Source organism: Halomonas sp. Ps84H-12 (assembly GCF_024124725.1).
Taxonomy (GTDB): domain Bacteria; phylum Pseudomonadota; class Gammaproteobacteria; order Pseudomonadales; family Halomonadaceae; genus Vreelandella; species Vreelandella aquamarina.
On the sequence record NZ_JAMXSJ010000066.1, the window covers coordinates 1 to 8,062 of the forward strand.

Consider the following 8,062-nt stretch of genomic DNA (forward strand, 5'->3'; position numbering starts at 1 on the left):
CGAAGGCGGCAGCAGGTAATCGGTCTGGCGATCCACAGGGATGAAGCGGCTCATGGCGATCTTCTCAGCTCGGCGATGACGGTGGTCAGTATCTCACGGTGCAACGGAAAGTCCGACAGGCTGCTAGCGATGCTTTTGATCGCGGGCAGCGCTAGCGCTCAGCAGTACGGCGCCAATCCCACATTGCCAGAACCGGACCGTGGGCTCTTACCCGACATGACGGTACCGGAACCCGCTGAGTGGGGCGACCAAACGCCTACCGTGCCCGATGGCTATACCATTACCGCCATTGCCACCGATCTTCAGATTCCACGCCAAACGCTGGTATTGCCTAACGGCGATATTCTGGTGGCCGAGGGTAGCGGCGGCAACGCACCGCAGTTGAAGCCAAAAGACTTCATCGCTGGCTATATCAAGAGCCAGGGCAATACCGCTGTAGAGAGCGGCAACCGTTTAACTTTACTGCGTGATGAAAATGGCGATGGCACTTACCAGCAGTCAGTATTTGCCGAAGACCTCAATGCCCCTTACGGGCTGGCGCTGGTGGATAACAACCTCTACGTAGCCAACCAAGACGCCCTGGTACGTTTTGACTACGAAGAGGGCCAAACCGAAGCCGACGGCCCCCCTGAAGTGATTGCCGAGCTACCCTCAGCGATCAATCACCACTGGACCAAAGCGATGACCGCCAGTGCTGATGGGGAGTTTCTGTATGTGGGAATTGGTTCCAACAGCAACATCACCGAGCGCGGCATGGAAGCGGAAGTTGACCGCGCAGAAATATGGGAGATTGACGCTGACACGGGCATGCATCGCCCCTATGCCACGGGTCTACGCAACCCCACCGCCATGGCGATTCAGCCCGACACCGAGCAGCTCTGGACGGTCGTCAACGAGCGTGACGAGCTAGGCCCCGACCTAGTGCCTGACTACCTCACGACGGTTCAGGAAGGCGGTTTCTATGGCTGGCCCTACAGCTACTGGGGCCAGCATGTCGACCCCCGCGTTCGCCCACAGGACCCTGAGAAGGTCGAGTCGGCGATTGCCCCCGATTACAGCCTGGGTTCGCATGTGGCTCCCCTTGGCCTCGCCTTTTCTACCCCTGAAATGGGCGATGAGTTCGCTGAAGGTGTGTTTATCGGCGAGCACGGCAGTTGGAATCGCGCCGACCCCGTTGGCTATAAGGTCGTTTTCGTGCCGTTTAGCAACGGCCAGCCCAGCGGCGACCCCATCGATTTTGTTTCGGGGTTTCTCACCGACGATGGCCGCACTCGTGGCCGCCCGGTAGGCGTCACTATTGACCCCGACGGCGCGCTGATCATCGCCGACGATTTAACCAACGCCATTTGGCGCGTCACACCCGATAGCCCTTAAGAAGAGCCCTTAAAAAGAGCACTTAAAAAGAGCCCTTAAGAATAACCAGTAGGATTTAAGCGGGTGGCAGACCACCCGCTCATTCCGCATCTACCCACCTCGCACTGACTCCCCATCGCGCACTTGCTTACCGGCACTCACTATAGTTTATTAAGTATGATCGCCCTTAGCCGATGAGAGACCGCTTATGCCCGCCGCCAAGACGCTCCACGCCCCGTATATACACACTCCTCTGCCTCATGGGCATGCTTCTCATGGGCCCGGCGCATGCTGCTGTGGCTCACCCATGCTGCAGCAATTTCATGAGCGGGTCATGGCCGACCTGAGCCGACGCCAAGTGCTGGGCGGCACCGCTGCGGTGATGGCGATGTTTGCCGGGCTTAGCGTGCCCTCGGTGGTGAGTGCCCAGCCGCGTCAAGCCAACGGCCCGCTGCTGCTGACCAATCTGCAGCTGTTTGATGGTAGTGGCAGTGCGGTGCAAAGCGGCGTGTCAGTGCGTATTGAAGAGGGCCGGATTCACTCCATTCTCCCCGCCGATGCCACCGCCGAAGGAGCGGAAGTCTTCGACTGTGGAGGCAGGCTACTGATGCCGGGGCTCATTGATGCTCACTGGCACACCACGCTGGCGGCCATTACCCAAACCACCGCCATGACGGCTGATGTGGGCTACATTCATCTGGTCGCGGCCCAAGAAGCCAAACGCACGCTGATGCGCGGAGTAACGTCAGTACGTGATGTGGGCGGGCCTTCGTTTGCGCTGCAACGCGCCATTAACGAAGGCATTGTGGATGGCCCGCGAATCTTTCCCGCCGGGGCGATGATTTCCCAAACCTCGGGGCACGGCGATTTCCGCATGCGTCATGATATTCCTCGGGGCAGCACCACGCCGCTGAGTGAACAAGAGCACCAAGGGGTCGCCGCGATTGCCGATGGAGAAGATGAAGTGCTGCGCCGCACCCGTGAGCAGCTCATGTTAGGCGCTTCGCAAATCAAACTGATGGCCGGTGGCGGCGTGGCTTCGCTGTACGACCCACTCGACAGCACCCAGTTTACCGAGCGCGAACTGCGCGCCGCCGTGGATGCCGCCGGTGACTGGGGCACCTACGTGATGGTGCATGTGTACACCCCAAGGGGCATACAGCGTGCGCTGCGGGCAGGGGTAAAATCCATTGAGCACGGCCAACTAGCCGATGAAGAAGCCGCCCGCATGATGGCAGGCGAAGGCGCATGGTGGAGCCTACAGCCGTTTTTACAGGACGAAGATTCCAACGTTTACCCCGACGCCGCCCGCCGAGAGTCTCAGCGGCAAGTGGCAGAAGGCACCGTGCGCGCCTATGAACTCGCTCAGCGCTTTGATATTAAAACCGCCTGGGGCACTGACATTCTGTTCAACCCGCAAAACACCCCCAACCAGCTGCGCCAGCTCGCCAAACTTACCCGCTTCTACGACCCGCTCACCGTGCTGGCCATGGCCACCGGCCGCAATGGCGAGCTGCTTGCGCTTTCCGGCCCGCGCAACCCCTACCCCGGCACATTAGGCAAGATCGAACCCGGCGCCTGGGCAGACCTACTGCTAGTAGACGGCGACCCCAGCCGCAATCTGGATTTCCTACACGACCCAGAGCAGAACCTGCGCATGATTATGAAAGGCGGGCGCATTTATAAAGACACCCGCTAAGCTCGTTTTAAAACACCAAGATTACAACCCCAGCTAAGGTTAAAACCCCAGTAAACGGCGGCGCAGCGGCCTAATAGCTACCAGCGCCAGCGCTACCAAAGCCAGCCACTCTAACCAGTGGGGCAGCAGCTCTTGCACTTGGCTGGCCTGCTCCACCGGGTTCCAACCGGCCAAGGCAACGGCCGCATCGAACAGCCAACCTACCAGTACGGTCACTACCAGCACGCTAGCCAAGTAAACCGCCAATGCTGGGTTACCCAGCTCGCGGCGCAGAATGGCCAGCGTTGCTAGGCTGGTAATCGGCCCCGCCAGCAAAAACACTAGCGCCATCCCAGGCGAGATACCCGCTAACAGTAGCCCGGCCGCCACTGGTGTAGCTGCCGCCGCACAGATATAAAGCGGAATACCCACCACTGCCATCAGTATCAGAGCCAAAATACCGCCCGAAAACTGTGCCAGCGTATCCGGCGGTACCAGAGTGACCAGCACACCGGCAAGCAGCAGCCCGGCAAACACCCACGCGCTGATATCATCCAACAGATCGCTAAACGCATAACGCAGCCCCGCTTTCAGACCGCTAGGTTCGACGGTTTCGGCGTGGTGATCGTGGCAGCCATGCGACGAGCAGCAGCCAGCAGTGGCTGCAGGCGCAACGGCCTCTGCTTCGCGGGTAAAGCCCACTAGTAAGCCAGTCACAATGGCCGTTACCAAGGCGCCGCCAACACGCACCACCGCCATCAGCGGCCCAAGCAGCACGCTGGTGAGCAGAATCGAGTCCACACCCACGCCTGGGGTGCTGATTAAGAACGAGGTAGTCGGCCCGCGCCCCGCACCGCCCCGATGCAGCGCAATCGCGGTAGGAATCGCCCCGCAGGAGCATAGCGGCAGCGGCATCCCAATCACCGCCGCCCGCACAATGCTGCCCAGGCCACGCCCACCCATCCAGCGCTGCAGCAAGGTTTCCGGTAGCCAGGCTTTGATCAGCCCCGCAATCATCAGCCCCAACAGCAGCCACGGGGCCGCCGTTAAGGCAATTTGTAGCAGTTCGTTTATCAGCGTCATCTCATCACCTACTTGTTCACGGTGGGAATAAGGACTAGCCTAAACCCTGTAATCGTTACAGGGTCAAGCCGATGACTACGTATTACCGCATTGGAGATGTTGCTGCCCGCACAGGCTGCTCACCAGAAAGTATTCGCCACTATGAAAAGCTGGGCCTATTGCCACCACCCAAACGTGGGGAGCAAGGCTACCGGCTGTATAGTCAGGCCGCGCTGGAACGCATTGGGTTTATTCGCCATGGCCGCAGCCTAGGGCTAGACCTACACAATATTCAGGAATTGCTCGAGCTTTCCGACCACCCAGATACCGACTGCAGCGCCGCCGATGACATTGCTAGCCGCCATCTCGCGCACCTGGAGGCACGCATTGCCAAGCTTCAGGCGCTAGCCGACGAGCTGCGCCAAGTGGTGCACCAGTGCCGGGGCGGCAAAGCCGCCGACTGCCAAATCATCCAAACGCTGTATGAGCACCAGCCCAGCTGCAGTGACACCCGCTGTGGCGACCGCCAATCTTTGCTCAAATGACGCGCGGCCATCCCCCAAAGGAACTGCCCATGATCGAAACGAAGGAAGAACTCGAGGCCATCAAAAAGACATGCCAAGCGATGGTCACCAAAAGTGCTGGACTCTCAGCGGGCACCGCCACCATCCCCGTACCGGGGCTGGATATCGGCTCGGACGTGGCGATTCTGATGCGCATCATCCCCAAAATTAATAGCCAGTTTGGCCTGACACCGGAGCAAATCGACGGCCTGGATACCGAGAGCAAGCTGTTCGTCATGACCGCCATCTCCAACACCGGCAGCAAGATGGCGGGCAAATACATCACCCAGAACCTCATCGTCTCGCTACTAAGCAAAATGGGCGTTCGGGTGGCGGCAAAAGGCGCGTCCAAGTTCGTACCGCTGATCGGCAGTGCCGTGGCAGGCGGCATCAGCTTTACCGCCATGAAATACATGGGTAACAGCCACATCGACGACTGCTACCGCATCGCACTCGCAGCCCTGGAGCACCGCCAGCTCGAACGTGCGGTAGAGGACGACGCCGTTATCGAAGCGGACGCGTACACCCCCACCAACGGCCCCACTCGCCCTGATTCATAAGGCAACGCCCGTCGGCAATGGTATGCTGGAGCGTCTTGTCATCTTATCTAGGAGAAAGCAATGCCCGCTTATATCGTTTTGACCCGTGAGCGCACCCACGACAGCGAAGAGATGCAGCGCTACAGCGAAAAAGCCAAAGCCGCCCGCGAAGGCCACGACCCGCAGCCGCTAGCGTTTTACGGCGATGTTGAAGTATTGGAAGGCAGCGACATGGAAGGTGCGGTGATTCTACGCTTCCCGGACATGGCCGCCGCCCGCGCCTGGTACCAAAGCCCCGCCTACCAGGAAGCCCGCAAGCACCGCTTCCTGGGCGCCGATTACCGCGTCTTTTTGGTAGAAGGCATCGAAGAGGTGTGATGGCGCAACAAGTCACCCTCGATGGGGATGAACTCGCTCGCGGCATTGATGAGCGAGGCGGCGGTGAGCTGGGGCACGCCGTAGACCTCGCGCGCGGTGTAATAGACGTTCTGGGTATCGACGAAGATGGCGACGCGGGTGGTCATGGAAAAGCCTCAGCAAGTAATAACACGCCAGCTTCATGAGGCTGGCGTTGGTAAGAGTGCATGGTACCGCGCCGTTATTTAGAATGCGCCCTCTGGGTAGGCACGAGGCGCGATACCCCCACCACCACCGAGCCCACCAAAAAGCCAATCACCGCCGAGCACAGCGTATTGAAGCTCCAGCCCAGCGTGCTACCAAAGGCACCGGTGGACTCATGAATGGCATGCTCGATGTGATGCACCCACTCGTAGGGCGCGTTGAACCAGCCCGTTCCCTCTGCTCCCAGATTCACCATCAAGATATGCCCGCCCACCCACAGCATGGCGATGGTGCCCACTACTGAGATGGTCGCGAGCACTTTGGGCATGGCCGTGACCAAGCCACGGCCCAGGGCTTGTACGCCTGAGTGATCCCGCTGGGCAAGCTGTAGGCCAACATCGTCCATCCTGACCAACATGGCCACCACGCCATACACCAGTATCGTGATCACAAACGCGACCACCACCAAGCTTGCCAGCTGTGACCAGAATCCTTGGTGAGACACCGTGGCCAGCGCAATCACCATAATTTCAGCAGAGAGAATCAGGTCGGTGCGGATGGCACCACTCACGATCTTTTTCTCAGCTTCCGGCCCCTTCTCAACCGCAGGCTTGTCATCGTCATGCTGGCCAGAGAGCTTATGCCACACCTTCTCCGCGCCCTCAAAGGCCAGGTAAGTGCCGCCTATCATCAGGATGATCGGCAATAGCCCAGGCAGAAAATGGTTCAGCAGCAGCGCCGCTGGTAGGATAAACAACAGCTTGTTGCGGATGGAGCCCAGCGCGATCTGCTTCACAATCGCCAATTCACGCTCTGCCACTACCCCGTGCAAATATTGCGGCGTCACCGCCGCATCATCCACCACCACCCCTGCCGCTTTCACCGTCGCACGACCAGCCGCGGCGCTTACATCGTCCAGTGATGCAGCGGATAGCTTCGCCAGCGCGGCAATGTCGTCCAGTAATCCAATCAAGCCGCCAATAGCCATGGGTATTTCCTCCGTGAATCAGCATTGCAGATAGTAAAGCACACGGTGGCTGGGGCGGGCGGACTCTTTTATGCCAAGGGCAGTGTCGATTCTCTCCCTTCATGACCTACCCTCACTGCGTCACTTCAAAGAGCGGCCTTCGAGGGAGCGCGCTATGGAGTGAGGGGTACTACCTTGAGGAAGCATTTTCAGGCAGCGTGATTTGCCCCGTTAGATAAGGCGCAACGCGGCCTTTAATCATCACGCGCTCACCTTCTACCACGCAGCTCAGCGCGCCTTGACGTGCGCCACCCTGGCGGGCAGTAAGCGCTTGCTTACCCAAACGCGCTGCCCAGTAAGGTGCGAGCGACGTATGCGCCGAGCCGGTCACCGGGTCTTCTTCCACGCCGACCTTGGGGCCAAACCAGCGAGAGACAACATCCACGTCATCGCCTCTCGCAGTAACAGCCACACCTCGCCCTGGAAGCTGTTTAAGCCGCTGCATATCCGGCGCGAGGCGTTCAATCACACTCGCCTCTTCAACTACCGCCACAATGTCATCCGAGATCAGCAGCTCTTCGATTTCCATACCGCCCAGGGCAGCGGCGACTTCCGCGTGCATGTCTAGCGGTGCGAGCGTTTTTGCGGGGAAGTCCATCACCAGCGTATCGCCCTCACGGCGAACGGTCAGTACACCGCTTCTGGTTTCAAAGGCCACCGCCTCGGCCACCACGCCCAAGGCATGAAATACCACCCACGCCGCCGCTAAGGTGGCATGGCCGCAAAGATCCACCTCCACCGAAGGCGTAAACCAGCGCAGGTGATAGCCCGCTTCCGTGGGTACGAAAAACGCCGTTTCGGACAGGTTATTCTCCGCTGCAATGGCCTGCAGCAGCGCATCATCCAACCACGCCTCCAGCGGGCACACGGCGGCTGGGTTGCCTTCAAAGGGTTTTGAGGCGAAAGCATCTACTTGGTAGAGGTCGATTTTCATGGCAGATACCGAAAAAGAGAGGCGAAAACGCTAGGTTAGTGTCGCTTTCTGGCGGAGGCATCAAGCTCAATCGCGCGTCGTCAAGCGCTGAGCGCGTCTCCGCCTGGAAGCCATCACGGCCACTGCCGCGATGCAAAGGGCAGCGGCAATCCCGCCCATATAAAATGGGAATAGCCGCTCAGTCGCTCGAACAGTGGCGCAAGGGCCTGACCAAACAGTTGACATCCTCCCCTCCCTCAGCTTGCGCTGCCGCCTTGCGGCGGAAAGGAAGGGGATTCCCAGGTCGTTACCTTCCTGGTTCCTGCTTCGATGTTCGTTGCCTTCAATGCCTTGGCACTGCTGGTC

At 59.5% G+C, this 8,062-nt stretch carries 8 protein-coding genes and 1 pseudogene; 5 read left to right on the plus strand and 4 right to left on the minus strand.

What is annotated here, in order from left to right; translation table 11 throughout:
* Positions 1–129: 129 nt before the first annotated feature.
* Both NH344_RS17640 and NH344_RS17645 read left to right on the plus strand, forming a co-directional pair.
* A complete protein-coding gene (locus NH344_RS17640; protein ID WP_253028249.1) occupies positions 130–1,374 on the plus strand; it encodes a sorbosone dehydrogenase family protein in 1,245 nt (414 codons plus the stop codon).
* A gap of 286 nt (positions 1,375–1,660) precedes the next feature.
* Positions 1,661–3,052 carry an amidohydrolase family protein gene (locus tag NH344_RS17645; protein WP_052509948.1) on the plus strand — a complete coding sequence of 464 codons (1,392 nt, stop codon included), beginning with the start codon at positions 1,661–1,663 and terminating at the stop codon, positions 3,050–3,052.
* Between the two features lie 39 nt (positions 3,053–3,091).
* Here the strand turns inward: NH344_RS17645 and NH344_RS17650 are convergent, their stop codons facing one another.
* Entirely contained in the window at positions 3,092–4,114 is a 1,023-nt protein-coding gene (locus NH344_RS17650) for an SO_0444 family Cu/Zn efflux transporter (protein WP_044629817.1), read from the minus strand.
* 71 nt (positions 4,115–4,185) lie between these two features.
* Here NH344_RS17650 and NH344_RS17655 point away from each other — a divergent pair, with 71 nt between their 5' ends.
* Genes NH344_RS17655 through NH344_RS17665 form a run of 3 tightly spaced genes read left to right on the plus strand, consistent with a single transcriptional unit; the run spans position 4,186 to position 5,573 of the window.
* On the plus strand, positions 4,186–4,638 hold the full coding sequence (locus NH344_RS17655) for a helix-turn-helix domain-containing protein (RefSeq protein WP_044629818.1): 453 nt from the start codon (positions 4,186–4,188) through the stop codon (positions 4,636–4,638).
* Between the two features lie 29 nt (positions 4,639–4,667).
* Positions 4,668–5,216: a hypothetical protein gene (locus NH344_RS17660; protein ID WP_044629819.1), complete on the plus strand. Its 549-nt coding sequence runs from the start codon at positions 4,668–4,670 to the stop codon at positions 5,214–5,216.
* A gap of 60 nt (positions 5,217–5,276) precedes the next feature.
* Positions 5,277–5,573, plus strand: a complete 297-nt coding sequence (locus NH344_RS17665) for a DUF1330 domain-containing protein (RefSeq protein WP_044629820.1) — start codon at positions 5,277–5,279, stop codon at positions 5,571–5,573.
* Here the strand turns inward: NH344_RS17665 and NH344_RS17670 are convergent.
* The 3 genes and pseudogenes from NH344_RS17670 to NH344_RS17680 all read right to left on the minus strand — a co-directional run.
* A pseudogene (locus NH344_RS17670) lies at positions 5,534–5,662 on the minus strand (nuclease); the annotation flags it as partial. The gene NH344_RS17665 and the pseudogene NH344_RS17670 overlap by 40 nt on opposite strands.
* Before the next feature lie 131 nt (positions 5,663–5,793).
* Positions 5,794–6,744, minus strand: a complete 951-nt coding sequence (locus NH344_RS17675; RefSeq protein ID WP_228168716.1) for a DUF808 domain-containing protein — start codon at positions 6,742–6,744, stop codon at positions 5,794–5,796.
* 169 nt (positions 6,745–6,913) lie between these two features.
* Positions 6,914–7,717 (minus strand): PhzF family phenazine biosynthesis protein, encoded by an 804-nt coding sequence (locus tag NH344_RS17680; RefSeq protein WP_253028248.1) that lies wholly within the window; start codon positions 7,715–7,717, stop codon positions 6,914–6,916.
* Between the last annotated feature and the right edge of the window lie 345 nt (positions 7,718–8,062).

What these genes read in the sequence shown, in the direction of transcription:
- NH344_RS17640 (WP_253028249.1), top strand. Translation starts at nt 130, where the DNA reads ATGCTTTTGATCGCGGGCAGCGCTAGCGCTCAGCAGTACGGCGCCAAT.
- NH344_RS17645 (WP_052509948.1), top strand. Translation starts at nt 1,661, where the DNA reads ATGCTGCAGCAATTTCATGAGCGGGTCATGGCCGACCTGAGCCGACGC.
- NH344_RS17650 (WP_044629817.1), bottom strand. Translation starts at nt 4,114, where the DNA reads ATGACGCTGATAAACGAACTGCTACAAATTGCCTTAACGGCGGCCCCG.
- NH344_RS17655 (WP_044629818.1), top strand. Translation starts at nt 4,186, where the DNA reads ATGACTACGTATTACCGCATTGGAGATGTTGCTGCCCGCACAGGCTGC.
- NH344_RS17660 (WP_044629819.1), top strand. Translation starts at nt 4,668, where the DNA reads ATGATCGAAACGAAGGAAGAACTCGAGGCCATCAAAAAGACATGCCAA.
- NH344_RS17665 (WP_044629820.1), top strand. Translation starts at nt 5,277, where the DNA reads ATGCCCGCTTATATCGTTTTGACCCGTGAGCGCACCCACGACAGCGAA.
- NH344_RS17675 (WP_228168716.1), bottom strand. Translation starts at nt 6,744, where the DNA reads ATGGCTATTGGCGGCTTGATTGGATTACTGGACGACATTGCCGCGCTG.
- NH344_RS17680 (WP_253028248.1), bottom strand. Translation starts at nt 7,717, where the DNA reads ATGAAAATCGACCTCTACCAAGTAGATGCTTTCGCCTCAAAACCCTTT.